General features: G+C 60.5%; 18 protein-coding genes. 11 read left to right on the forward strand and 7 right to left on the reverse strand.

Going from position 1 to position 24657, the window contains the following annotated elements; translation table 11 throughout:
- Window positions 1-12: 12 nt before the first annotated feature.
- The 3 genes from AC1RME_RS17875 to AC1RME_RS17885 all read right to left on the reverse strand — a co-directional run bounded on the left by AC1RME_RS17875 (window position 13) and on the right by AC1RME_RS17885 (window position 4366).
- Complete coding sequence (locus AC1RME_RS17875) at window positions 13-1245, reverse strand: hypothetical protein (RefSeq protein WP_096818546.1); 1233 nt, start codon at window positions 1243-1245, stop codon at window positions 13-15.
- Window positions 1246-1249: 4 nt separating this feature from the next.
- Entirely contained in the window at window positions 1250-3772 is a 2523-nt protein-coding gene (locus AC1RME_RS17880) for a TcfC E-set like domain-containing protein (RefSeq protein WP_493091585.1), read from the reverse strand.
- 102 nt (window positions 3773-3874) lie between these two features.
- Entirely contained in the window at window positions 3875-4366 is a 492-nt protein-coding gene (locus AC1RME_RS17885) for a CS1 type fimbrial major subunit (RefSeq protein ID WP_493072493.1), read from the reverse strand.
- Window positions 4367-4869: 503 nt separating this feature from the next.
- Between AC1RME_RS17885 and AC1RME_RS17890 the strand changes: the two genes are divergently transcribed.
- Together AC1RME_RS17890 and AC1RME_RS17895 are read left to right on the forward strand one after the other, a co-directional pair.
- Window positions 4870-5445: a PadR family transcriptional regulator gene (locus AC1RME_RS17890; protein WP_011335784.1), complete on the forward strand. Its 576-nt coding sequence runs from the start codon at window positions 4870-4872 to the stop codon at window positions 5443-5445.
- Window positions 5442-6227 carry a siderophore-interacting protein gene (locus AC1RME_RS17895; RefSeq protein WP_493091586.1) on the forward strand — a complete coding sequence of 262 codons (786 nt, stop codon included), beginning with the start codon at window positions 5442-5444 and terminating at the stop codon, window positions 6225-6227. Before AC1RME_RS17890 ends, AC1RME_RS17895 begins: the two co-directional genes overlap by 4 nt.
- Before the next feature lie 17 nt (window positions 6228-6244).
- Here the strand turns inward: AC1RME_RS17895 and AC1RME_RS17900 are convergent, their stop codons facing one another.
- Complete coding sequence (locus tag AC1RME_RS17900; protein WP_493091587.1) at window positions 6245-6883, reverse strand: Pr6Pr family membrane protein; 639 nt, start codon at window positions 6881-6883, stop codon at window positions 6245-6247.
- Window position 6884: 1 nt separating this feature from the next.
- Entirely contained in the window at window positions 6885-7115 is a 231-nt protein-coding gene (locus tag AC1RME_RS17905; RefSeq protein WP_007956650.1) for a VF530 family protein, read from the reverse strand.
- 301 nt (window positions 7116-7416) lie between these two features.
- Between AC1RME_RS17905 and AC1RME_RS17910 the strand changes: the two genes are divergently transcribed.
- The 8 genes from AC1RME_RS17910 (at window position 7417) to cmoB (ending at window position 18082) form a co-directional block, all read left to right on the forward strand.
- The gene (locus AC1RME_RS17910) at window positions 7417-8778 is read left to right on the forward strand and encodes a carbohydrate porin (protein ID WP_493091588.1); all 1362 of its coding nucleotides are present in this window, start codon (window positions 7417-7419) and stop codon (window positions 8776-8778) included.
- 120 nt (window positions 8779-8898) lie between these two features.
- Window positions 8899-11310 (forward strand): glucose/quinate/shikimate family membrane-bound PQQ-dependent dehydrogenase, encoded by a 2412-nt coding sequence (locus AC1RME_RS17915; RefSeq protein ID WP_493091589.1) that lies wholly within the window; start codon window positions 8899-8901, stop codon window positions 11308-11310.
- A gap of 403 nt (window positions 11311-11713) precedes the next feature.
- Entirely contained in the window at window positions 11714-12088 is a 375-nt protein-coding gene (locus AC1RME_RS17920) for a DUF6124 family protein (RefSeq protein WP_102620808.1), read from the forward strand.
- A gap of 619 nt (window positions 12089-12707) precedes the next feature.
- A complete protein-coding gene (gene lon, locus AC1RME_RS17925; RefSeq protein ID WP_244142412.1) occupies window positions 12708-15131 on the forward strand; it encodes an endopeptidase La in 2424 nt (807 codons plus the stop codon).
- A 129-nt stretch (window positions 15132-15260) separates the two neighbouring features.
- Window positions 15261-15653: a protease inhibitor I42 family protein gene (locus AC1RME_RS17930; RefSeq protein ID WP_493091590.1), complete on the forward strand. Its 393-nt coding sequence runs from the start codon at window positions 15261-15263 to the stop codon at window positions 15651-15653.
- 2 nt (window positions 15654-15655) lie between these two features.
- Window positions 15656-16300, forward strand: a complete 645-nt coding sequence (locus AC1RME_RS17935) for a lysoplasmalogenase (RefSeq protein WP_493091591.1) — start codon at window positions 15656-15658, stop codon at window positions 16298-16300.
- A gap of 121 nt (window positions 16301-16421) precedes the next feature.
- The gene (cmoA, locus tag AC1RME_RS17940) at window positions 16422-17129 is read left to right on the forward strand and encodes a carboxy-S-adenosyl-L-methionine synthase CmoA (RefSeq protein ID WP_219737186.1); all 708 of its coding nucleotides are present in this window, start codon (window positions 16422-16424) and stop codon (window positions 17127-17129) included.
- On the forward strand, window positions 17126-18082 hold the full coding sequence (gene cmoB, locus AC1RME_RS17945; RefSeq protein WP_096818570.1) for a tRNA 5-methoxyuridine(34)/uridine 5-oxyacetic acid(34) synthase CmoB: 957 nt from the start codon (window positions 17126-17128) through the stop codon (window positions 18080-18082). The genes cmoA and cmoB overlap by 4 nt, the downstream gene beginning before the upstream one ends.
- 58 nt (window positions 18083-18140) lie before the next feature.
- On the opposite strand, the gene tadA is transcribed toward cmoB, so the two are convergent.
- Both tadA and AC1RME_RS17955 read right to left on the reverse strand, forming a co-directional pair.
- On the reverse strand, window positions 18141-18638 hold the full coding sequence (tadA, locus tag AC1RME_RS17950) for a tRNA adenosine(34) deaminase TadA (RefSeq protein ID WP_096818572.1): 498 nt from the start codon (window positions 18636-18638) through the stop codon (window positions 18141-18143).
- Window positions 18638-20014, reverse strand: a complete 1377-nt coding sequence (locus tag AC1RME_RS17955; protein WP_493091592.1) for a multicopper oxidase family protein — start codon at window positions 20012-20014, stop codon at window positions 18638-18640. The genes tadA and AC1RME_RS17955 overlap by 1 nt, the downstream gene beginning before the upstream one ends.
- Before the next feature lie 291 nt (window positions 20015-20305).
- On the opposite strand from AC1RME_RS17955, the gene AC1RME_RS17960 reads away from it, so the two are divergent.
- Window positions 20306-24610 carry a membrane-targeted effector domain-containing toxin gene (locus AC1RME_RS17960; RefSeq protein ID WP_096818574.1) on the forward strand — a complete coding sequence of 1435 codons (4305 nt, stop codon included), beginning with the start codon at window positions 20306-20308 and terminating at the stop codon, window positions 24608-24610.
- The last annotated feature ends 47 nt before the right edge of the window (window positions 24611-24657 follow it).

Consider the following 24657-nt stretch of genomic DNA (forward strand, 5'->3'; position numbering starts at 1 on the left):
CGGCTCAGGTGCTCAAGCCTCCGAGTCCCAGACGACGGTGATGTAACCGAGGAACGTGTCGTTCATCCCTGGCTTGAGCAAACTCTCGATGGAGCCTTTGGGCATCTCGAACCGCAGTGAACCCTGTTTTCGGTCAACGTAATGTCCTGGCTGGAACGGGCCTGCCCATTCCTTATGCCGCAAGCCGAGATGAGTGACAGTCCCGCCGCCATTTGGCCCCCCGATGCCTGGGGGCAAACTCAACTTCACCTCGACATAAGTACGGTCTCCCGAGGTGGGGCTACGCAAATTGCACTGGTCGGGAGCAAACGACTCGGCGCACTCGAGCATCACCTTGAAGCGCGATGAGGCCGAGATGAAGAATGTCTGGTCGCGATAGATCCGCGACGGCTTGTGACCTCCATCGATCCAGCGCTGCCACCCGCCCTCGGGCTCCAGAGTGACTTTGTCGCCGTGCGGCGGCAGGTCGACCTTCAGCGTGTGTTGCACGTCCAGTACGAAGTCCAGGGTCAGATTGCCGTCGTCCGGCACCATCATCGGTCCCATCTGGAAATCACCGTTGGGGCCAAGGGTGTAGGACAGCGACCCTGTGTACAGTCCGGATGACATGCCCAGCGGATTGGGAGTGCGCAATTCGTAAGCGAAATCAAGGGTGTCGAACGACATCGCCGGTATCCGGTACGCAGCGACTTTGGTGCACGATGCTTCGACGGGAGCTTTCCAGAAGAACCGATAGGTATCGGGGGAATACCATCCCACACCGCTGTATACACAGGGGGACGGCGCATAGACCCAACTGTTGTTGGTCCAGAGTTTCTGGTGACCTTCGAGGATGTCCGTCACTCCCACCAGATTGGCGGCAGAATCGCTCAGGAGAAACTTCGACCCGATACCGATGATCCGAACCTCGACGGTTTCAGACTCGCCGGTTTCACGATGACTGACCGTCAGTTGTCGCCAATTGGCCGGCACCTTTAATGACAATGCATCGCCGGGCGCACCTGGGGTGATCGCGCGAGTGGATTCGAACCGGACCGGTAACTGAATGCTGAACATATTGTTGTCCGTGCACTGGGCCGGATCGAGGGTGCAATAGCCACTGTTCGGCGTCTTGTTGACGAAGACGTTCTTGCTCGGCTGAGAAGAATCGGGCTGGAACAGCGCCCGGATTTCCTGATTGACCGCCTCGGCCGATGGCAGGCTCAGCGCTGCCAGCAGCCCCAGCCAGTACGGAGATCTTTTCATGGTCTCAACCCGCCTTCTGTTCGGTGGACGTGAGATCGGCCAGGGTGTCCGGCGTGCAACGCAGGTCGCCGATCATCAGCACGCTGTTTTCACTTCGGTGGTCTTTTTCATTGAGGCGGAACTGGCACAGCAGGTTGTTATCGCGGCGCACTTCGAGGGTCGGGGAGCCGGCGTTCATTTCCATCGAGAAGAACCCGTCGACTTCCGTGACCCCGCGACTGGCGTGATTGATCACGTGATGGCCCTTGAGCGGCCGGCCCTGTTCATCGATCAGGCGGCCGAGCACGGTCAGGGTTTTCATCACCCGAATCTGCCGGTAATCCACGCCGCCCTTGTTCAGGTGATAACGGGTGCGCGGCGGGTCGATGGTCGCGGCGGGCACATGGTTGCCCTCGAAGTCGAAACTCACGGAGCTGTTCTGGTACGCGGTCAACGGGATGAAGTTGCGCCCCGGCTTCAAGGCCGCACCGCCACCACTGAGGTCATCGGCCCGTAGGACGATCCCGTCGATGTCCGACTCCACGTCGACGATCATGCCGGCGCCGCGCATCTCGTATTCGCTGGTCATCAGCATTTTCTGTCCGCCCACCACCAGGGTGCTGTCGAGGTTGAGGCCACCGGTAAAATTGTTGTTGTAGGACGAACGCTGAACGAAACCGTCGCCATTGACCGTGTCGGTGCGGAAATTGGCCTGGCTCGACAGGCCCATGCCGTAGGTGTCGCTCAACGCGGTGACCGAGACGTTTTGCAGCACGTGATCCTTGAAGTCCTTGCGCCAGCCGATCGAGGCATTGTTGTCGCGTCCGCCGTCACGGTCGGTACGGGAGCCGATGCTGCCGGTCAACTGCTGGCCTGGTGCGCCGATGGCCAGGTTCAGGCTCAGATCGACACCACGGTTGCGATCATTGCCGCTGCTGAAACTGCCTGGCCGGTCGAACAGCGACAGACGCCAGTTGGCGTCGTTGCCGAACAGCACCGCACGCCGGTTCCAGCCCAGATCCACGCCGATGCCTTCGACGTTACCTTCACTGTGAGAAACCCGGGCGTTGAGGGAGTTGCGCTGATCGAGCCGATGGTTGATCGCCAGTGACGAGTTGCTGGTCTGGCCGACGAATACGTTGCGTTGTCGCACACGGGTGCCGTCAGGCAGGGTGTCGTAGAGGTTGGTAGTGTCCAGCCAGCTTCGGTTGTGGCTGAGGATCAGGCTGCCGGCGCCATAGTTGTAAAGACTTTGCAGATCCAGCCCTGTGCCGTAATCCCGAGTCTGGTAGACGTTGGCGTACAGGCTGAGGTGGTTGGCCAGGGTCCAGTCGATGGACGTGCCGTATTGCAGTTTTTCCCGGATCTGTCTTGCCGACAATCCGAGAATCACCCGCGGATGCGCCAGATAGTTGATCGACGCTCCGGCCGTAGGACTGCCGCTGGCCTGTTGGTCCCAGTTGCTGAGCAGTTTGCTTTCTTCGCCGGCGAACAGGTTGTAGCGCCAGCGCTCGTCGAGGTTGCGCCAGTTGTTCGGTTTGTAGACCAGCTCCTGGGTAGTGGAGGTGATCTGGCCGTCTTCGATCAGCCGCACTTCCACTTCATAGATGCCGCCGGGCAGTGGCCGGGTATCCAGGGTCTGCAACCCGGCGGGAACCGACTGGGTGTTGATCAGCAGGCCGTCACGGTAAATCTCCACCGAACCCTGGCGGTTGGCCGTGACATAAATCGGGTAAACGCTGGGCATTGCATTGTTGATGGCCAGACTGTCGGAACTGCCGTACATCACACCGACAGCCGTGTCAGGGCTGGTGCCGAATGTACGCGGCTGACGGGTCAGACCTTCGGAATTGGGGGTGAAATAGCCCAGGCGAAAGAAGCTGCCTTGCAGCTCGCGCTGGGTGTAAAGCTCGTGCACGGCGTGGTAAAGCTTGTCGTCCGGGCCGCCCATGCGTGCCAGTTGCATGTTGAACGTCTGGCTCCAGTTGCCCAGGCTGCCACTGGCCTCCAGGCCATAGCGCCCGCCCAGATCCTGATCCTGGCCGCCATTCAGGTTGAGCTGGTTGCGCACCATCAGGCCGCTGCTGCCTTCCACAGGCTGGTCGTGATAACGCTTGGCCTCGAGATCGCGCTCGGCATTGCGGGTGAGGATCGAGACCAGGGAGTTTTCCAGGTTGTAGTGCACCGCCAGCACATCATCCGGACAAGATCCGGAGCAATCGCCCAGCGGCACACCTGGCTTGAGGAAAGCAGCCCATTTTTCCCGCTCGGCGGGGCCGTAGCGGTTCTCGCTGGTATCGGTGAATTCAAGCAGGGTGATGCGATCATCGCGCGACAGCACCACCAGGGCCTCGCCCAGAGGTTGCTGGTCAAGCTCGACCCGCACCGCCAGGGGTACGTCGAAGAAATGCTCCTCGAAATCCGCCGGCAAACCTTTGGCTTGCGCCAGCAGACTGCGAGGTGTCGTACCCGCAGGAGCAGGGGCCGCCATCGCACCGGCACAAAACAGCAGTGCAAGCGCAACCGCGATGGGTGTCATCGGGAACATGAACTCTTACTCTGATATCGAACAAGTTGAAGTCCGGCGGGACAATCGGGGAGTGGTTGTCCCGCCGGGAAACGCTACCGGGCAGTCAGCGCAGAGACTTGATCAACGTGCAGCAACCGGCGGCACGGCGTCGAAGGTCATCGCGACAGTACCGGTGTAATCACCCGGATTGAACGTGGTGCCCTTGGCGCTGATTTTCAGCGGAGCACGATAGTTCACATCGGACTCGGATTCGCCCACGACCATTTGCGGAGTCTGGGTCAGTACCTTGTTGTTGAATGCCACTTCCAGAGGAATGACTTCATTTCCGTAGATCAACTGCGGAACACTTTCCAGGCTGGCATGAACCGAACCGTTATTGTTGCGCACATCGAAGAAACCATTGATTTCGCGCATCTTGCCGGTACTTGGCTGATAGCTCATGTCCTGGTCCTTGTTGACCAGGTCCGCATCGGTCGGTACCACGTAGAAACCGTTGGTCGGCACGTGGGCAATGAGGCTGATGGAGTGACGCGCTTCACCGGCGGCGAAGGTCACGGACGAGCTCAGGGCCAGGGCGGCGAGAGAAGCGGTGATTGCGATTTTCTTGAACATCGGTCAGTACCTGTTTTCTTTTAAGGAATCGAAACATTGAAGTTCATGTCATACCGGCCGATATGAACCGAAACATGAAAGTTCAACGCCGGGGCATGATCGACTCTTGACTCAAGAATGTAAGCAGGCAACTTCCCACGAGCTCGTAGTTCAACAACCTCGTGACACGCAAGAAAAAACATCAAAATATCAAAATATATAAAAGCGACTGTAAGCAATACCCTACCCACAGTTAAAAAGAAAAAACGTTACAACACTTAAAGTCCGACGAGACGGCACTTTCTTTTGTTTTTAGAATATAAGCTCAAGCATTAATAGAGTGCGAACTTTAACCTTCTGGTTATTCTTGTCTGGATGAACAAGTAACCCATATTTGTCCGGCTGCGCTCCTTTTGCACCTGCTGACCACTCGTCAGCTGCCATTTCCTCTCAGGCAAAAAGACCTTGCCCAGCCGTAAAGATATATCTTAAGTTGTATCTAAACACGACGAGAGAAGACTGAAATGAGAGACCATCATTCCCCCCACCGCGACCACGGCGACAGCCGTGACGGCTTCGAAAAACGCCACGGACGCGAACGCGGCGGTCGCGGCCCCCGGGTATTCGCACCGGGTGACCTGAAATTGCTGTTGCTGGCATTGATCGCCGAACAGCCCTGCCACGGCTACGACCTGATCCGCCAGATCGAAACCATGTTCGACGGCGCCTACAGCCCCAGCCCCGGCGTGATCTACCCGACCCTGACGTTTCTCGAAGAAAGCGAAATGATCACCGGCGATGCCGAGGGCGGCAAAAAGCGTTACGCGGTCACCGATGCCGGTCGCCAATCCCTCAGCGAACAAGCAGTGGCACTGGACGGCGTGCGCATGCGCATCGATGTCAGCAAGCGCTCGTTGCGCGGCCACGACCGGCCGCCGGAAATCCATGAAGCGGTGCATAACCTGCGCCACGCCCTGCAAATGCACCACGGGCGCTGGAGCCCGGAAGAAATCCTGCGGGTGCGCGACCTGCTCAACGACACCGCCAAAGCCATCGTCGACGGCCCCGCCGTTCAATCTGCTCCGGAGAAAGCCGAATGACTGAAGTACAGACCCAAGGCATCCACCGTGTGATGCATGAAATCAAACGCCGCCGCCTGGAAGTGCTGCGTGTGGTCGACCTGACCCCGCGCATGCGCCGCATCACCCTCGGCGGGCCGGAACTGGCCGGGTTCATCAGCCTGGGCACCGACGACCACGTCAAACTGCTGTTCCCGCAGAACGCCGAACAGGCCGCCGCGCTGGAAACCCTGGTGCTCGGCGCCGGCAAGAGCGACGCACCGATGCCGGAAATGCGCGACTACACCCCGCGTCGCTATGACCTCGACAAGCTTGAGCTGGACATCGACTTCGTCCTCCACGGAGACGGCCCTGCCTCGACCTGGGCGGAACAGGCCAAGCCTGGGCAATTCCTGCACATCGGCGGCCCGCGCGGTTCGATGATCGTGCCGGACATCTTCGACAGCTATCTGCTGATCGGCGACGAAACCGCCCTGCCCGCCATCGCCCGCCGCCTCGAAGGCTTGGCGGCCAATCGCAAGGCGCTGGTGGTGATCGAAGTGGAAAACGGCAAGGAGCAGCAAACGCTGGAAAGCGCGGCGCAGGTCAACGTGATCTGGGTGTTGCGCGGAGACAACAAGGACAGCCTGCTGACCACCGTGAAACAGTTGCAGGTGCCCAAAGGCAATCTGTATGCGTGGGTGGCGACCGAGACGAAGGTTTCGCGGCAGATTCGCCGGGTATTGCTCGATGAGCATGGGCTGGACGAGCAGTTCGTCAAAGCCGTCGGTTACTGGCGCGCCGAAGGCTCCGAAGAAGAGTGAAACGAGCGGCGGCGCTGTTAAAGGCGCCGCCCCTTCCAGCGATCAATGCCGATCACCAACAACGCCATCAGCACAAACCCCAACAGAATCCCTCCTGCATTGACGAACACCTGTGGATAACCCAGCAGCGCCACGTCAATGAACGGATAGGCGTAAGCCCCCAGCAGATGCCCGCGCAACAGCGCATAGGCGAAGTACACCAGCGGATAGATCAGCCACAGCGGCAGGTGCTTCAGACGCAAGCTGCCCTTCGGCACGCAAAACCACCAATAAGCCAGGAACAGCAGCGGCATCACGTCGTGGAGCAATTCATCGGCGATAAACTGCCAGCCCTGCGGATGCCACAGATGCCGCAGCAAAAGGCTGTAGGCCAGGCCCACCACGGCAATGCTCACGGCAATCCCGCTGCTGACCCAGGGTTGCAGAAACCAGCGGCGCGCAGCGGATTCGCGATTCGTTACCGCGCAGGTCAGCACCACCGCCACCAGGGTGTTGGTGATCACGGTGAAGTAACTGAAGAAACTCACCAGCCCGCCCAGCAGACTGGCGCCAACGCTCAGGCGAGCGAAGAAAATCAGGTACAGCTGAATCCCCAGCCCGGCCCAACCCAGCACCGCGGCCGAAGTGATCAGGCGTCGCCGCCGCACGGCGTTCATCTCAGAGCGGGCGCTTGGTGCGCATCAACTTAACGTACAGACGTTCGACTTTCTCCCGCGCCCATGGCGTCTTGCGCAAAAAGGTCAGGCTCGACTTGATGGTCGGATCGCTCTTGAAGCAACGGATGTCGATGCGTTCGGCCAGGCCCGACCATTCGTAGTGGGTCACCAGTGCATTGAGGATCTGTTCGAGGGTTACGCCGTGCAGCGGATCGGGGTTGTGGTCGTTCATGCCGGGCCTTTGGGCGAAGTGAAAATGCAGAAGCCGCGCACCTTAGCCGAGGGGCTGTGCCGGTGGAAGGCCTTCCTTCAAATGTAGGTGAACCGTGCAAGATCGCAGGCTCGATCAACCCCGGCAATGTGATCGATTGCCGCACTGTTACCGAATCCGAAAGGGTTCATGTCTGCAAAAGCACTTTGTGTTTTTGTAACGGGACATTATCCTGCCGCCCTTCTGCTGAATCGCTTCACTGCCTGCGTCAAATCGTAGCGGTCAGCCCATCCCCCCAAAAAGATCAAGAAAGACCCATTTCATGCCTGATTTTCCGTTCTCCCGAGACAGCGCTATCTCAACCCTGCGCCTGATCGGCGGCTGCACCGCCCTTGGCCTCGTCACCTGCACCCAGGCCGCTCCGGCCTTCGACAGTGAATCACCGTATATGCTCGGTGACTGGAACGGCACCCGCAGCGAACTCTCGGCCAAAGGCATCGACTTCAAGCTCGACTACACCGGCGAAATGGGCAGCAACCTGCACGGCGGCTACGACCACGACCGCACCGCACGCTACAGCGATCAATGGGGCCTCGGTACGCATCTGGACCTGCAAAAGCTGCTGGGCTGGAACGACGCCGAATTCCAGTTGACCGTGACCAAGCGCAGCGGCAACAACATCAGCAATGACCGCATCAACGACCCGCGCGTCGGCGGCTTCACCTCGGCCCAGGAAGTCTGGGGCCGTGGCCAGACCACCCGCCTGACGCAGATGTGGTACCAGCAGAAATTCTTCGACCAGAAGCTCGACATCAAGGTCGGCCGCTTCGGCGAAGGCGAAGACTTCAACAGCTTCCCGTGCGACTTCCAGAACCTGGCGTTCTGCGGCTCGCAGGTCGGCAACTGGGTGGGTGGCATCTGGTACAACTGGCCGGTCAGCCAATGGGCGCTGCGCGTCAAATATCACCTGACACCAGAGTTGTACGCGCAGGTCGGCGCCTATGAGCAGAACCCGTCTAACCTCGATCGCGGCAACGGCTTCAAACTCAGCGGCAGCGGCACCCAGGGCGCGATCCTGCCGATCGAACTGGTGTGGACGCCGAAACTGAACGGCCTGCCGGGCGAATACCGCGCCGGTTACTACTACAGCAACGCCAAGGCCACTGACGCCTATAAAGACAGCAACGGCCAGCCGGCGGCCCTGAGCGGCGAGGCCTATCGCAGCGCCTCGAGCAAACACGGCGTGTGGCTCGGCGTGCAGCAGCAGATCACCAGCGTCGCCAGCGACAACTCTCGTGGCCTGAGCGTGTTTGCCAACGGCACGATGCACGACAAGAAGACCAACGCCGTCGACAACTACGTTCAGGCCGGCGTGGTCTACAAAGGCCTGTTCGACGCTCGCGCCAAGGACGACATCGGCTTTGCCCTGGCTCGCGTCCACGTCAACCCGGCCTACCGCAAGAACGCCGAGGCGACCAACCAGGCCCGCGCCGTCTACGACTACGACGATCCGTCCTACCTGCCGCCGCAGGACACCGAATACAGCGCCGAACTCTATTACGGCGTGCACGTCACCAATTGGCTGACCGTGCGCCCGAACCTGCAATACATCCGCCATCCGGGTGGTGTGGACAAGGTCGATGACGCGCTGATCGGCGGGATCAAGATCCAGTCGTCGTTCTGACCGGTACCCGCAGAAGATTCACTTAGCTGAACAAGTTTTATATGAACCATGCCCGCGCCCAATCGTCATCTACAGTGACTACAGCGCGGGACTACTTGAAACGTCACGGAGAACCACACTATGAGCACCGAAAGTGCTTCGAGTCGAGGCCGTCTGCTACCGAGCCTGCTCGGCATTCTGCTTCTACTGATGGGCCTGGCCATGCTGGCCGGGGGAATCAAGCTGAGCACGCTCGGCGGCTCGCTGTACTACCTGCTGGCCGGTATCGGCATCACGCTGACCGGCATTCTGATGCTGATTCGTCGCCGCGCAGCACTGGGCCTGTACGCCATTGTGCTGTTTGCCAGCACCGTCTGGGCGCTGTGGGAAGTCGGTCTGGACTGGTGGCAACTGGTGCCGCGTCTGGCGCTGTGGTTCGTCCTCGGCTTCGTGATGCTGCTGCCGTGGTTCCGTCGTCCGCTGCTGCTCAACGGTCCTGCACCGATGGGCACCGGCGGCCTGACCGTGGCCGTGATCCTGGCCGGCGTCACCGCCCTGGCCAGCCTGTTCACCCACCCGGGCGAAACCTTCGGCGAACTGGGTCGCGACACCGCCGACACCACCAGCACCGCGCCAGCCATGCCCGATGGCGACTGGCAGGCCTATGGCCGCAGCGAATTCGGTGACCGCTACTCGCCACTGAAGCAGATCACCCCGGCCAACGTCGGCAAGCTGCAAGAAGCCTGGCGCATCCAGACCGGCGACCTGCCGACTGCTGATGACCCGGTCGAGCTCACCAACGAAAACACTCCGCTGAAAGCCAACGGCATGCTCTATGCCTGCACCGCTCACAGCAAGGTGCTGGCGCTGGACCCGGACACCGGCAAGGAATTGTGGCGCTTCGACCCGCAGATCAAGAGCCCGGTCGGCTTCAAGGGCTTCGCCCACATGACCTGCCGTGGCGTGTCGTACTACGACGAAGCCGCGTACGCCAAGTCTGCAACCGCCGCCTCCGCCGTCATCTCCGAGGCCGGCAAAGCCGTCGCCCAGGCGTGCCCGCGTCGCCTGTACCTGCCGACCGCCGATGCACGCCTGATTGCACTGAACGCCGACACCGGCAAGATCTGCGAAGGCTTCGGCAACAAAGGCGTGGTTGACCTGACACAGGGCATCGGCCCGTTCACCCCGGGTGGCTACTACTCCACCTCGCCAGCCGCGATCACTCGTGATCTGGTGATCATGGGTGGCCACGTGACCGACAACGAATCGACCAACGAGCCGTCCGGCGTGATCCGCGCCTACGACGTGCGCGACGGTCATCTGGTATGGAACTGGGACAGCAACAACCCGGACGCCACCGAACCGTTGGCCCCGGGCCAGATCTACAGCCGCAACTCGGCGAACATGTGGTCGCTGGCCAGCGTTGATGAAAAACTCAACATGGTTTACCTGCCACTGGGCAACCAGACCCCAGACCAGTGGGGCGCTGACCGCACCCCGGGCGCCGAGAAATTCAGCGCCGGCGTAGTAGCCCTGGACCTGAGCACCGGTAAAGTGCGCTGGAACTACCAGTTCACCCACCACGACCTGTGGGACATGGACGTTGGCAGCCAGCCAACCCTGCTGGACATGAAAACCGCCGACGGCATCAAGCCTGCGCTGATCGCTCCGACCAAACAGGGCAGCCTGTACGTCCTCGACCGTCGTGACGGCACGCCGATCATCCCGATCAAGGAAATCCCGGTTCCGCAAGGCGCCGTGAAAGGCGACCACACCGCACCGACCCAGGCCCGTTCGGACCTGAACCTGCTGGCCCCGGAACTGACCGAAAAAGCCATGTGGGGCGCCAGCCCGTTCGACCAGATGCTGTGCCGCATCCAGTTCAAGGAACTGCGCTACGAAGGCCAATACACGCCTCCGTCGGAACAGGGCAGCCTGATCTATCCGGGTAACGTCGGAGTGTTCAACTGGGGCGGTGTTTCTGTCGACCCGGTTCGCCAGATGCTGTTCACCAGCCCGAACTACATGGCCTTCGTCTCGAAAATGGTGCCACGCGAAAAAGTCGCGGCCGGCAGCAAGCGCGAGAGCGAAACCGCTGGCGTGCAACCGAACACCGGCGCGCCTTATGCGGTGATCATGCACCCGTTCATGTCGCCACTCGGCGTACCGTGCCAGGCCCCGGCCTGGGGCTACGTCGCCGGTATCGACCTGACCACCGGCAAAGTCGTCTGGAAACGCAAGAACGGCACCAGCCGCGACAGCTCGCCAATCCCGATCGGCTTCACCCTGGGTGTGCCTAGCATGGGCGGCTCGATCGTCACCGCAGGCGGCGTCGGCTTCCTCAGCGGCACGCTGGACCAGTACCTGCGCGCCTACGACGTGAACTCTGGTAAAGAACTGTGGAAATCGCGCCTGCCTGCGGGCGGCCAAGCGACCCCGATGACCTACACCGGCAAGGACGGCAAGCAATACGTCCTGCTCGTGGTGGGTGGTCACGGCTCGCTGGGCACCAAGATGGGTGACTATGTGATTGCGTACAAACTGCCGGAATAAGTTGTAACGGCAGTAAGGAAAAAGGCGATGCCCTGTGAGGGGTGTCGCCTTTTTTTGTGGACTGCGTTTTTACACGGGGTGTGTATGTCCTACAGACAGGGTGTTTGGAGGGGATGTTTCTGACATGTCGCGTCGGTTGTGGCTCGGAAACGGGGTGGATAGGCTTTGGGGGTCGCTGCAAATTCAGCGATGGGGCGTCGCGGTCCGATAACTGATGCATAATCGCCAACCTCACGGCACCCCGGTGCCTGTTGTGTGTGTCATGGCGGCTGTGCGCGGGATGCCTTCTCTGGAGGTATGCCGATTCCTCAGTTATCGGTCCGCGAACCCGCGTACAGCTGCCACCTCAGATTGCGTCGCGGCAATCGAAGGCAGCTCCAATTTCACCAACTGAGTATTCACCATGAAAAAACCAACACCCAATCCCCCCGAATCAAACGACGCATCGCCCTACGAATCGCCAGACTCCAAAAAACTCCACGACGCTGCCGAGCGCGCGCTCGACCACTACCTGAAACCCAACACCACCACCCTGCGCTTCCATAAACCCAGCACCATGTTCCAGGTCGCACCCGATCAGGACAGTGAAAGCCTGCTGGTCCACGCCTGCGAATCACTGGCACAGGCCAGCCTCATGACCAGTGACATCGCCTCACACATCGACCTCCCGCAGCGGCGGACAATTCTGGCCATTCAGCAAATCATCATGCTGGCTGAACTGGCGGTGAATCGGGTGCTGGATAACGTCGAAGTACAGCGCTACCCAACACACAGCTGAATCGCCCTGACGAAATCGACCTGCCAGCCACAGACCACATTCGCTGGCAGATCGATTGGGACGCGGAGCGTCCCGGGCTGCATTCCCACGCAGAGCGTGGGAACGATCAAAGCAAAAGCAATCCGCTTTTCGCTTTTCGCTTTTCGCTTTTCGCCACTCACCACGATGAGCGTTAGCTCAAGTACCGCTTTTGACGTGCCGGCCCCTTCGGCAGGCTGAGAGGAGGGATTTATCCGGGGGGGAGCGCAGCGACCGTTCGACGAAGTCGAACACATCGAGAGGAGGTGCAGCGAAGCAAACCGGAGGCGATGCCCCCGGATGAATGCCGGAACGAAGGAACCCCGAGCCTCAGCGAGGGGCCGAACGCCGGGGCCCAGACCTTTGGTTCCTTTGGGGCGTTTGCCAAAGGGACTCGCCGTAAGGGCGAAACCGCCAGCGGGCGCACCCGAAGAAACGGATATGTACCCGATACCCCCCAGCATGGTCGGCCCAAAGGCCGCCAAGCCCAAAGCCCAAACCCTGTCAAAACCCTGAACACACAACCAGAAACACCCACCCCCATTGAAACCACCAAAACCCTGCCCCATCTAACACCCATACCCCATTGCGCAGGTGCCCCATGAGCGACCAGCAAGAATTCCCCGAGAACCCCGACGACATCACCGAAACCGACGCCGAACACATCGAACACCACGTCCCCGGCAAAGGCCTCGCCCTGCCCGGCCAGAACCTGCCGGACAAGGTCTACATCATCCCGATCCACAACCGCCCGTTCTTCCCGGCCCAGGTCCTGCCGGTCATCGTCAACGAAGAACCCTGGGCCGAAACCCTCGAACTGGTCAGCAAATCCGACCACCACTCCCTGGCCCTGTTCTTCATGGACACGCCCCAGGAAGACCCGCGCCATTTCGACACCAAGGCATTGCCGCAATACGGCACCCTGGTCAAGGTGCACCACGCCAGCCGCGAAAACGGCAAACTGCAATTCGTCGCCCAGGGCCTGAGCCGTGTGCGCATCAAGACCTGGCTCAAGCACCATCGCCCGCCGTATCTGGTGGAAGTCGAATACCCGCACCAGCCCACCGAGCCGACCGACGAGGTCAAGGCCTACGGCATGGCGCTGATCAACGCGATCAAGGAACTGCTGCCGCTCAACCCGCTGTACAGCGAAGAGCTGAAGAACTACCTCAACCGCTTCAGCCCCAACGACCCGTCGCCGCTGACCGACTTCGCCGCCGCCCTGACCTCCGCCACCGGCCCCGAGCTGCAGGAAGTGCTCGACTGTGTGCCGATGCTCAAGCGCATGGAAAAAGTCCTGCCGATGCTGCGCAAGGAAGTCGAAGTCGCGCGCCTGCAAAAAGAAATCTCCGCCGAGGTGAACCGCAAGATCGGCGAGCATCAGCGCGAGTTCTTCCTTAAAGAACAGCTCAAGGTCATCCAGCAGGAACTCGGCCTGACCAAAGACGACCGCAGCGCCGACCTCGAACAGTTCGAACAGCGCCTGGAGGGCAAGGTCCTGCCGACGCAGGTGCAAAAGCGCCTCGAAGAAGAGATGAACAAGCTGTCGATCCTCGAAACCGGATCGCCGGAGTACGCGGTCACCCGCAACTACCTCGACTGGGCGACTTCCGTGCCGTGGGGCGTGTACGGCGAGGACAAACTCGACCTCAAGCACGCGCGCAAGGTGCTCGACAAACACCACGCCGGCCTCGACGACATCAAGGACCGCATCCTCGAATTCCTCGCGGTCGGAGCCTATAAAGGCGAGATCAGCGGTTCCATCGTGCTGCTGGTCGGCCCGCCCGGCGTGGGTAAAACCAGCGTCGGCAAGTCCATTGCCGAATCCCTTGGCCGGCCGTTCTACCGCTTCAGCCTCGGCGGCATGCGCGACGAAGCCGAGATCAAGGGCCATCGCCGCACCTACATCGGCGCGCAGCCGGGCAAACTCGTGCAGGCGTTGAAAGACGTCGAAGTGATGAACCCGGTGATCATGCTCGACGAGATCGACAAGATGGGCCAGAGCTACCAGGGCGACCCGGCCTCGGCGCTGCTGGAAACCCTCGACCCGGAACAGAACGTCGAATTCCTCGACCACTACCTCGATCTGCGGATGGACCTGTCGAAAGTCCTGTTCGTCTGCACCGCCAACACCCTGGATTCGATTCCCGGCCCGTTGCTGGACCGGATGGAAGTGATTCGCCTGTCGGGCTACATCACCGAAGAAAAAGTCGCCATCGCCAAGCGCCACCTGTGGCCGAAACTGCTGGAAAAGGCCGGCGTGTCCAAGGGCAGCCTGAGCATCAGCGACACGGCGCTCAAAGCCTTGATCGACGGCTACGCCCGTGAAGCCGGCGTGCGCCAGCTGGAAAAGCAGATGGGCAAACTGGTGCGCAAAGCGGTGATGAAGCTGATTGATGACCCGAAAGCGGTGATCAAGATCGGGCCGAAAGACCTCGAAGCGTCCCTCGGCCATCCGGTGTTCCGCAACGAGCAAGTGTTGTCCGGCACCGGCGTGATTACCGGTCTCGCCTGGACGAGCATGGGCGGCGCGACCTTGCCGATCGAGGCCACGCGGATTCATACCCTGAACCGAGGTTTCAAACTTACCGGGCAATTGGGCGATGTAATGAAGGAGTCGGCGGAGATCGCCTACAGCTACGTCAGTTCGCACCTGAAGTCGTTCGGTGGCGATCCGAAATTCTTCGACGAGGCTTTCGTCCACCTGCATGTGCCGGAAGGCGCAACACCGAAAGATGGCCCGAGCGCCGGCGTGACCATGGCCAGTGCCCTGCTCTCCCTCGCACGCAATCAGCCGCCGAAAAAAGGCGTGGCGATGACCGGCGAACTGACACTGACCGGGCATGTACTGCCGATTGGCGGGGTACGTGAGAAGGTGATCGCGGCGCGGCGGCAGAAGATTTTCGAGTTGATTCTGCCGGAGCCGAATCGGGGTAACTTCGAGGAACTGCCGGATTACCTGAAGGAAGGGATCACCGTGCATTTCGCCAAGAAGTTTGCGGATGTGGCGAAGGTGCTTTTCTGATTACGACTTGAGTTAAAGATCGTTCCCACGCAGAGCGTGGGAACGATCACACCCTCCCCCGACTGTCACACTTTGTCTCATCTTCAGTTATGCTCGCCGTTCGTCGCCAACGCCGGAGCCGCTGAGCCTATGTCCCCCACTCGCCTGTTTGTCCCCCTGTCCCTCGCCCTGCTGGCCGCCTGCGCCACGCAACCGAAAACCAACGTGACCGTGGAAAAACAGAGCGAATGCCCGGTACGGCTGACCAACGGGCAAAACCTGATCGTCATGCTCCCGAGCAACCCCACTACCGGCTACCGCTGGGCCATTCAAGACTCGGCCGGCGGCGTGTTGCATGCGCTGAGCCCCGAGGTTTACAGCAGTCCAAAAGATTCCGGCATGGTCGGCGCGGGCGGTTTCTCCACCTGGCGCTTCCAGGCCTTCGCCACGGGCACCGGCCGTCTGCGCCTGACGTCGCAGCAACCCTGGGAGCCAGAAGTCGAGCCGGTGGAAACCTTCGACTGCGCGATCTCGGTGAACTGACCGTGGGCTGGCTGATCCTCGCGCTGATGGGCGCAGTGACCTTTCTCTATGGCGTCAGCACTCATGCGGCGTTGCTTTGCCTGCTGGTCAAACCGTTGCCGGTACTGGCGTTGCTGGGCTGGCTGCATGATGCACCGCCCAGCGACTATCGCCGCTGGATCAGCCTCGGTCTGATTTTCTCGTTGATCGGCGATGTGCTGCTGGCGTGGCCGGAGGATTTGTTCGTATTTGGCCTGGGTGCGTTTCTGGTCGCACATCTGGCGTATCTCAAGGCTTACCTCAGCGATTGCCGGCGCCTGGCCCTGCTGCCGCTGATCCTGGCGCTCAGCGTCGGCGCCGTGCTGTTGGGCATATTGATCGGCAGCGGACTCGGGCCGTTGACCGTACCGGTGATCGTTTACGGAACAGCCATCAGCGCCATGCTCTGGCGCGCACTGGCCCGACTCGGCAGCGGCGTACCACAACGTTCGGCACTGCTGGCGGCGGGCGGCGCAGTGGCGTTCGTGTTCTCCGACAGCGTGATCGGCATCAACCGGTTTGTCTCACCGTTCAACGCAGCGCCCTACATCATCATCCTCAGCTATTGGCTAGGGCAGTGGGGGATTGCGGCATCAGCGTTTTCCCAAAGCAAACGTCCGGAGCTGTGAGACGGCGGTTTATCAGACAACCCGCGCATCTGCGCGCCAGTTTGGCTAAAATGCCGGCCTTTTCATCGACACCGCCGGAACCGCCGTGAGCAAAGAACCCGATCGCATTTTCGCCCAGCCGATGGCCCAGGTGCCTGACTTCGCCTTCAACGAAGACGTGGTGCGGGTGTTCCCGGACATGATCAAGCGTTCGGTGCCGGGCTACCCGACCATCGTCGAGAACCTCGGCGTGCTTGCGGCGCAGTTCGCTCAGCCAAACAGCGTGCTCTACGACCTCGGCGCTTCGCTGGGTGCCGTGACTCAGGCCCTGCGCCGACATGTGCGCACCGACGGTTGCCGGGTGATCGCGGTGGATAACTCGGCGGCGATGGTCGAGCGCTGCCGCGAGTACCTCAATGGTCAGGATTCGATGTTCCAGGAGTTGCTGCCGGTCGAGGTGATCGAAGGCGACATCCTCGCCCTCGATTTCAAACCGGCTTCGGTGGTGGCGCTGAACTTCACCCTGCAATTCATCGCCCCGGAGCAGCGTACGGCGTTGCTGTCGCGCATTCGCCAATCGTTGCTGCCGGGCGGCGCGTTGATTCTGTCGGAGAAGCTGCGCTTCAACGATGCCGAAGAACACGCGCTGCTGACCGATCTGCACGTCGCGTTCAAACGCGCCAACGGCTACAGCGAACTGGAAATCGCCCAGAAGCGCAGCGCCATCGAAAACGTCATGAAGCCCGACAGCCTCGAAGAACACCGCGAACGCCTGCTGGCCGCCGGGTTCTCGAAAGTCGTGCCGTGGTTCCAGTGTCTTAACTTTGCCTCGTTGATTGCCTTGCCATGATTGATCTGTCCCCCCTCGCCCGCCGTCTGGCCGGCACGCCGCTGGCCGAATGGGCCAACACCCTGCAAGCGCAGCTCGACAAGAAAATGGAGAAAGGTCACGGTGATCTGGAGCGCTGGCAAAGTGCGCTGGACGCCTTGCCGAAGATCCAGCCGACCGAAGTCGACCTGCTCGATGGCCTGAAGCTGGACACCGATTGCGACGACGAAACCCGCGCGCAGATGCGCACCGCGCTGATGGGCCTGTCGCCGTGGCGCAAGGGGCCGTTCGATTTGTTCGGCGTACACGTCGACACCGAATGGCGCTCGGACTGGAAGTGGTCGCGAGTCGCTCCGCATCTGGACCTGAAGGGCAAACGCATCCTCGATGTCGGTTGCGGTAACGGCTATTACATGTGGCGCATGCTCGGTGCCGGCGCCGACAGCGTGATCGGCGTCGATCCGAATTGGCTGTTCTTCTGCCAGTTCCAGGCGGTGCAGCGTTATCTGTCAGAGCCGAATGCCTGGCACTTGCCGTTCCCGTTTGAAGACCTGCCGCCGAATCTGGAAGGCTTCGACACGGTGTTTTCCATGGGTGTGTTTTATCACCGCCGTTCGCCGATCGAGCATTTGCTGGCGCTGAAGGATTGCCTGGTCAAGGGTGGCGAGCTGGTGCTGGAAACGCTGGTGGTCGAAGGTGACAAGCATCAGGTGCTGGTGCCGGAAGACCGTTATGCGCAGATGCGCAACGTGTGGTTCCTGCCGTCCGTGCCAGCGCTGGAACTGTGGTTGCGTCGTGCCGGTTTCACGGATGTGAAATGCGTGGACGTGAGCACCACCACTGTTGAAGAGCAGCGCGGGACCGAATGGATGAAGTATCAGTCGCTGAGCGATTTCCTTGATCCGGAAGATCACAGCAAGACGATCGAAGGGTTGCCGGCGCCGATGCGGGCGGTGATTGTCGCGAAGAAGTAAATCTTCCGAACACTAAAAAACTGTGGGAGTGGGCATGCTCGCTCCCACAGGTGTTTTTTCAGTCTGCCGGTTTCGCGCGTCGCGCCCTGAAGAACTCAGTCAGCACCGCCCCGCACTCTTCCGCCAACACCCCGCCTTCATACAGCACTCGATGGTTGAGAAAGCCCTGAGTGAAGAACTGCCCCTGGCTCTGCACAATCCCGGCCTTGGGCTCCAGCGCGCCGTACACCACCCGCGCAATCCGTGAATGCACGATCAGCCCGGCGCACATGCTGCACGGTTCCAGCGTCACGTAGAGCGTGCTGCCCGGCAGGCGATAATTGCTGACTGCCTGAGCGGCAGCACGGATAGCAACCATCTCCGCATGCGCGCTCGGATCGCTCCCCGTGATCGGGCAGTTGAAGCCACGACCGATGATCTCGCCATCCTGCACCAGCACCGCGCCCACCGGCACTTCGCCGAGGGCCGCGCCTTGGGCGGCCAACGCCAATGCTTCACGCATGAAATCGCGGTCACGGCTGCGGTCGATGATCGCCGCGGGGCGAATCTGGCGCATCACTTCACCTCGATGGCGGCCATCAGGCCGGTTTCCATGTGGTCGATCACGTGGCAGTGGAACATCCACACACCCGGGTTATCCGCCACCAGCGCCACTTGTGCGCGCTCGTTCTTGCCCAGCAGATAAGTGTCGGTGAAATACGGCACGATCTTGTGCCGGTTCGACGCAATCACCTTGAAGCTCATGCCGTGCAGGTGAATCGGGTGCTGGTACTGGGTCATGTTCTTCAATTCGAAAATATAGCTCTGGCCCAGTTTCAGGCTGGCAATCGGCCGGTCGGCGCAGGTCTTGTCGGTGATGTCCCAGGCCTTGCCGTTGATCTGCCACAGGCTCGGCGGCTTGCCGTTGTCGACATTCACCGACACCGAACCGACCCATTCGAAATTGAAGTTGAGTTTCTCGGCATTGGCCAGGTCCGGCTCGGCCACCGGGTTGGCGGGCAATGCCTTCGGCCATTCGGTCGGCGCGTCATTGTTGGCCACCGAACGCAGAGTACCCAGACGCACCGGGCCGTTGCGCAGCGACAGTTCCTCACCGGCCGGCGGTGCCTTGATCGCCAGGCAGATGCGCATGCCCGGGCCGAGCCAGTATTCCTTGCCCAACGGCCGCGGCTCGACCGGGTTGCCGTCCAGCGCATAGATCTGCGCTTCGACACCGGGAATATTGATGCGATAGGTCAGGGTGTTGTCGAGGTTGAGCAGGCGCACACGGGTGATCTGCCCGGCCGGCAGCTCGATGACCGGCGCAGGCACACCGTTGATGGTCGACAGCCGCCCCGCCGTACCGCCACGGGCCGCTTCGCGCGGAATGCTGAACTCGACGAAGTTGCCCTCGTCGTCGATGTGCCAGTTTTTCAGGCTCAGGGTTTTTTCGTATTTGAATCCGGTCGGTTCGCGCTCTTCGACAATCAACGGCCCGACCAGCCCGCGACCGAGTTCCTCGCTGCTGCTGACGTGCGGGTGATACCAATAGCTGCCGGCATCCGGCACGCGGAATTTGTAATCGAAGTATTCGCCCGGCAGTACCGGCAATTGCGAGACGTATGGCACACCGTCCATTTCCAGCGGCAGGCGAATGCCGTGCCAGTGAATGGTCGTCGCGACCGGCAGATGGTTGATGAAACGCACACGCAGCCACTCACCCTGACGCACACGCAACTCGGTGCCCGGCGCCGACGGGCCGAACGCCCAGGCTTCGGTCTTGTGCCCTGGCACCAGCTCGACGTCCAGTGGCGCGGCGATCAATTCATAGTCATGCCCCGCGTCGGCATCGGCCATTTTGCCCAGCCAGTAACGCGACGCGCCCCCCGCGCCCACACCAACGACAACAAGACCGGCCAGGCCACCGAGGATTTGGCGACGGGTAAAGGACATGAACTCAACTACCTCACGTATCTGCGGCGGGCCCGCAGGCCCGTAAAGGGCGAATACGATACACCTGCAATTGCGAAACAGTAAGGGCAGCGCGGCGACTGGCCGCAGTTCCTCAAGATGCCAAACGGGACTCAAGCGCCCATTCCCCAGAGCTTTCGTACCCTGGCCCGATCGTTTTCCCATACGTCATGCCTATTGTTCCGACACTTGATACACCCAACTGCCGACAGACCCGTCCTACGTCCCCTGAAATGATCCGGTCCCTATCCGTACCACCCTCAAGGAAAGACCGTGGACACATCTGAAAACACTGCATTACCCAACGTTGCCGACAAACTGGCACTCAAGAACCTCGTGCCCGCCCTGGTTCAGGCATGTCCCGACATGTACGAAATGGCCTGCGATGTCGCCAGAGATATCTTGCTTAAACATGGCGTGAATCATCTGGACCCAGAACAGGTTTACTGGCATCGCTTCAAATATTCCGCCAGCAGCTGGAAGGCATTCACCGGCTGGGAACACAACGGCAACAGACCCATCGAGTCCATGACCTTGCCGCAACTAGTGATCCAGCGGTTTCGCGTCGGGGATCAGGACAACGCCGATATGCTGGACGTGTATGGCGGTTTCTATACCGCGGGTCCGGACGCTGAGGATTTCAACGACACCAATGAAGTGCGGCTGCATGGCAACGAGGTGTTGAAGGATTTCTGGGCGATCAACTTTGCCGATCTTTTCAATCAGAAGGTCGCCTCGTTCTGGAAAAAGCACACCCGCACATTCCGCAGCCTGGCCAAGTGCACCTTTCTCGCCCAGGCCATGGAGGATCGCGAGGGAGGCCGGTTGTCGGACGATAACTTCCGAACCGTGATCAAGGCTATCGCCGGCAATGTGAGCTGGCCCGTCACACTGCAGATGCTGGAAGAGGATGCGGCGCCCGCCAAGGGAATGAATCTCAGCCTGCTGAAAGTCGGCGGTTACGTGGCGACCGATATCCTGTGCATCACCGACGGCAACGGCCGCAAGATCCTTTACACCCCAGGGGAAGTCTGGGGCCTGCACGCTTTCGATACCGTCAGGGATTTGCACTGGTGGGTGCTGTCGCAAACCCGTAAACCAGAAGACCGCAAACGCTTCCTCGCGCACTTTCAGGTGGCCGACCACGACATCATGGAGGACACCTCGTGGCGGGATGCGGCGAAAACGCAGTGGCTTTCGGTATTCAATCCCGGGGTGAGTCTCCTCGTTGAGATATTCCGCCCACCGCATATCGAAAACGTCGGACTCAATCATGTCCTGGATCTATTGGTCAGCACCTGGGACTGCGCCGATCACTCTCTGATCGAACACACGAGCGACACGCTCAAGAACGATGCCTTCACCTTCCTCGCCAGCGCCACGCACACCCGAATGATCAGCGACGCCACGTTCATGATGCACACCAATGGCGATCTGCGGAAAAAGCTGTGGATCGGCTACCTGAATGCTTTCGGTCGCCTGTTCGGCCCGATGGCCGCTGTCGGCTGGCCCGTGGCGCTGGCTGTCGTGGGTGCCGGCATTGCCAACGTCGGGTTGCAGATTGATCAGGCGGTCAATGGCAAGACACCCGGCGAGCGCAAGGCTGCCGTGACGGGCGCCATCTTCGCGACAATCGATACCCTGTTCAACGCCACCTTCCTCAAGGGCAGCGGCCGTCTGCCGGAAATAGCCGAGGCCAGTACGGTCTTCGAACCGGAAGAAAAACTCGCCGAAGCGGTGCTTGCCCGTCCCTCTCTGCCCCCGCTGGAAGAGATCGCCCCGACACGTATCCTGCCCCCGCAGCCAGAGGATTTTCTCGCCTCATTCAAGACTGAAATCACGGAGGGCACCCGCGCCGAAACCGGCGATCCCAAATTGCAGGAGATCATCCTGACCGCGTCGGGCAAACGGTACATTTACATGCGCCGCGCGGGGAGCGACGGCTTTTACCAGGTGCGCTATGTCGAACAACTATGCGGCTGGGTGATTATCGATCCCGCCAATCCTTTCTCGTTTTACCGCAATGTCCCGGTCCGTTTGAACGAAGCGCTCAGGTGGGAACCCATCGCACGCCCTGGCCTCAAGGGCGGCATGAAGATTTTCGGCAAGTGGCCCTTCGGACACACTGCCGATCCACTGCCCGAAGTGGTCGTGCAGCCGCTGGCGTACGACGTGCCGCAGACCTCGCGGCCAGCGTTGCAACCTGTGGCCGAAGCGCAGGTGGACGATTTCCCCCTGGATCCTCAGGACAGCAGCGACCGCTTCTATCAAGACTTCAAAACCCTGCGTCGCGGCCTGTATGACGATGCCATAGACGCCTATGCCACCGCCGAATTCCCGCCTCGACCGCGGGTCCCAGCCTTCAAACCCACGACACCGTTCACTGAAATGACCAAGCGCCTGTTCAAGGACGGCACCGGTCTGGTGATCGGTCAGGACAGCTCGGTAATCGGTGCCCGACGGCTACTTGTCGACAACCTCAAAGCGCTGAACAAGCAAAAGATCAGAACCCTTTATCTGGATCACTTGCTCACGGATTTCCATCAAACGGATCTGGATGTTTTCCATCAGACCGGCAAGATGCCGCCCGCCCTCGAACGATATCTGAAGGCTTTGGACGCCCGGTTCAAGACTGATCCGGCCGGGCCGCACTCCTACACCGAGCTGGTAAAAGCCGCGCAGAAAAACCACATTCGCGTGCAGGCCATCGACAGCATGGCCAGCGGGCGTTTCCCACGGATGGAGGGCACAACCGAGGCCAGCAGCCGGAAAATGATGAACTACTACTCGGACACCGTGATTCAGGCTGACCAGGCCGCGCGGGGTTCTCATCGCTGGATAGCTCTGGTCGATGAGGCTCGTGCCAGCAGCTTCGACACGGTCGCCGGGCTGAGTGAGCTGGAAGGAACGGTCGCACTGCGTGTCGAGGAAAGCGCGCTCGGTCAGACTCAGGGACTGACCACCGACCCGGGGAAAAAGATCAAGGACATCCTGGGACGTCCCTTGGACGAGTTGAAAAGTGACCTGCGCCTGCAACTGAGCGCCCCGCCACCGCCGGCAACCGCTCGCTCACTGGAGGAGGCGTTGCCCAAGCCTGGCATGTTCATGGTGCAGGAGCCTTCCACCCTTGTTCACCGAAGCGGCGATGGCAGCCTGGTGCGCACGCCGATCCAGCAGGACACCGCCGGTTTCTCCATCCTCCGGCCTAAGTGGTCAGCCGTCAGCGGACGTCACTTCGACAGCCTGCATGAATTGCTGGAAGCCATTGAACATGAAGGTCTCACACAGGTACGCGTGCGTATTGACCCAACCGCCACGCCCGGTCAGTTGCCAGACATTCAACCGTCCATCCCGGTGACAGAAGCGCCGCCCGCCCCCGACTTGATGGTCAAGGATCCACCTCGCTTTACCTCGCCGTATGAGATTCCGGTGCAGGCGCGGGCGGAACTGAAAAATGTTGCCCGGGGCAACGACAGCCATCTGCTGGGCGACGCCTTCAAGTCATGGAGCGGCAACTCGCCTCTCGACACTTTCAAGACGCTGCGAGGGCAACTGCACGAGGCGGCGGTGCGCTTCTATGCCGAATTGCGCCTGCCGGTGCGCCCATCGATGGAACCATTGAAATCAGGACTGTCGGGAGAAACCTTCATCGAACAGGTATTCGCGGAGTTTCGAGGACTGGTCATAGGTGAGAGTCATTCCGGTGTCGGCAGCAAACAATGGCTGATCGACAATATGCAAACCCTGGCCAACAAAGGTGTGAAGACCCTCTACTCCGAGCACCTGCTCACGGACTTTCACCAGGCCGCGCTGGACAATTACGCCAGGACTTCGGTCATGCCGCGGGATCTGGAGAACTACCTGATTCTGCTCGACAACGGTCACATGACCGATCCGCTGCAACGCTACACCTTTCTCAATCTGGTCAAGGAAGCCAATCGCAACGGAATACGCGTTCAGGCCCTCGATTGCCTGGCCAGCTATCGGGTTGAAGGAATGAGAACGGCTGACCTGTCGGCGCGCCAAAGAATGATGAACTACTACGCTCACACCGTGATCGAGGCCGACCAGGCCGCTCGTGGGCCGCACAACTGGGTGGCGCTGGTGGGAAATTCCCACTCCAACACCTTTGAAGGCGTTGCCGGTGTCAGTGAGCTGGAAGGCGCCGTCGGTCTGCGCGCCGAAGATGTCGCTGAAGGTCAGTCCGGTGGTATCGAAGCGGATCCCGGTAAAAGTCTCGGCGATCAAATGGGCAAGAATGAGGCGCTCGTCAAAGGCGACCTGCGCCTGCAAGTCGAAACGCCGTGGTATGCGCGGACGAACTCAGAGATTGAACAGTTACTTTCCCGACCTGGCATGTATACCTTGACCAAGAAACTGCGCAACACACTCCTGGTTCATCGCAGCCGCACCAACCTGATCGTGGAAACTGATATTCGCTTCGAATCCGACCGCGTATTCATTGAACGGCCCGAATGGCCCACCGTGCATGAAAAACGCTTCGCCAATCTCCAGGCGCTGCTGAAGGCCCTCGATGGACGAGGCATGAAGCTGGCCGGCTGGTCCAAGCCGTTGTAATCGACGTCTGATCGCCAGAAACAGAAAAGCCGCGTGAAACATTGTTT

The sequence above is a fragment of the Pseudomonas sp. GW822-FHT03F08 genome, assembly GCF_058801265.1.

What these genes read in the sequence shown, in the direction of transcription:
- AC1RME_RS17955 (WP_493091592.1), bottom strand. Translation starts at nt 20,014, where the DNA reads ATGTCCTTTACCCGTCGCCAAATCCTCGGTGGCCTGGCCGGTCTTGTT.
- AC1RME_RS17910 (WP_493091588.1), top strand. Translation starts at nt 7,417, where the DNA reads ATGCCTGATTTTCCGTTCTCCCGAGACAGCGCTATCTCAACCCTGCGC.
- AC1RME_RS17905 (WP_007956650.1), bottom strand. Translation starts at nt 7,115, where the DNA reads ATGAACGACCACAACCCCGATCCGCTGCACGGCGTAACCCTCGAACAG.
- AC1RME_RS17915 (WP_493091589.1), top strand. Translation starts at nt 8,899, where the DNA reads ATGAGCACCGAAAGTGCTTCGAGTCGAGGCCGTCTGCTACCGAGCCTG.
- AC1RME_RS17890 (WP_011335784.1), top strand. Translation starts at nt 4,870, where the DNA reads ATGAGAGACCATCATTCCCCCCACCGCGACCACGGCGACAGCCGTGAC.
- lon (WP_244142412.1), top strand. Translation starts at nt 12,708, where the DNA reads ATGAGCGACCAGCAAGAATTCCCCGAGAACCCCGACGACATCACCGAA.
- AC1RME_RS17930 (WP_493091590.1), top strand. Translation starts at nt 15,261, where the DNA reads ATGTCCCCCACTCGCCTGTTTGTCCCCCTGTCCCTCGCCCTGCTGGCC.
- AC1RME_RS17885 (WP_493072493.1), bottom strand. Translation starts at nt 4,366, where the DNA reads ATGTTCAAGAAAATCGCAATCACCGCTTCTCTCGCCGCCCTGGCCCTG.
- AC1RME_RS17900 (WP_493091587.1), bottom strand. Translation starts at nt 6,883, where the DNA reads ATGAACGCCGTGCGGCGGCGACGCCTGATCACTTCGGCCGCGGTGCTG.
- tadA (WP_096818572.1), bottom strand. Translation starts at nt 18,638, where the DNA reads ATGCGCCAGATTCGCCCCGCGGCGATCATCGACCGCAGCCGTGACCGC.
- AC1RME_RS17920 (WP_102620808.1), top strand. Translation starts at nt 11,714, where the DNA reads ATGAAAAAACCAACACCCAATCCCCCCGAATCAAACGACGCATCGCCC.
- AC1RME_RS17880 (WP_493091585.1), bottom strand. Translation starts at nt 3,772, where the DNA reads ATGTTCCCGATGACACCCATCGCGGTTGCGCTTGCACTGCTGTTTTGT.
- AC1RME_RS17875 (WP_096818546.1), bottom strand. Translation starts at nt 1,245, where the DNA reads ATGAAAAGATCTCCGTACTGGCTGGGGCTGCTGGCAGCGCTGAGCCTG.
- cmoA (WP_219737186.1), top strand. Translation starts at nt 16,422, where the DNA reads ATGGCCCAGGTGCCTGACTTCGCCTTCAACGAAGACGTGGTGCGGGTG.
- AC1RME_RS17895 (WP_493091586.1), top strand. Translation starts at nt 5,442, where the DNA reads ATGACTGAAGTACAGACCCAAGGCATCCACCGTGTGATGCATGAAATC.
- cmoB (WP_096818570.1), top strand. Translation starts at nt 17,126, where the DNA reads ATGATTGATCTGTCCCCCCTCGCCCGCCGTCTGGCCGGCACGCCGCTG.